The 563-nt window shown below is 77.8% G+C and carries 1 protein-coding gene; it reads right to left on the reverse strand.

Going from position 1 to position 563, the window contains the following annotated elements; all coding sequences use genetic code 11:
- A partial coding sequence (locus DQW85_RS21685; RefSeq protein WP_205315294.1) for an ADP-ribosylglycohydrolase family protein occupies positions 1-543 on the reverse strand: 543 nt, incomplete at its 3' end.
- Positions 544-563: the final 20 nt, after the last annotated feature.

The following is a 563-nucleotide window of genomic DNA, read 5'->3' on the forward strand; positions in this document are numbered from 1 at the left end:
CCGGACGGCGGCGGACGCCGACCCGGACGCGACGGCCTCGGCCACGGCCCGCGCGCCGAGGAGCCCGTCTCCGGCATTGGTGACCTGGGCGTCCGGCGTGGGGTCGCGGCCGAGCGCCCCGAAGGCGACGGCCCTGACGGCCGCGGCGTCGTCGAAGTGGTGCGGATTGTCGTGGCCGCTGGCGGGCGGCTCGACGCCTCTGGCCAGGTTGTCCAGCGCGGCGGCCACCGAGATGCGGGCGCGGATCTCCGGGCCGAGCTCCCTGAACGCCTCGGCCCGGGGCCGGTCGATGGTGAGCGCCGTCCAGGCCAGCCATTCGGCGTCGTCGGAGGGGCCGATCGCGAGGGGGGCGACGGGCTGGTTGAGCGCGAACGGCACCGGCAGCGTGGTGACCCGCCGCTCCTCGGCGAAGGCGTCCAGCTCCCGGTGGAGCCGCCTGCTCCACGGCGCGTGCAGGGCGGCGCGGTGCCTGGCCGCCGGCCAGCCCGCGGCGTCGCCCACGGCGAGCCCGACGAAGGCCCCCCGGATCCTGTCGCCCGGCATGCTCCTCCTACGGTCCTTCC

Source organism: Nonomuraea lactucae (assembly GCF_003313395.1).
Taxonomy (GTDB): Bacteria; Actinomycetota; Actinomycetes; order Streptosporangiales; family Streptosporangiaceae; genus Nonomuraea; species Nonomuraea lactucae.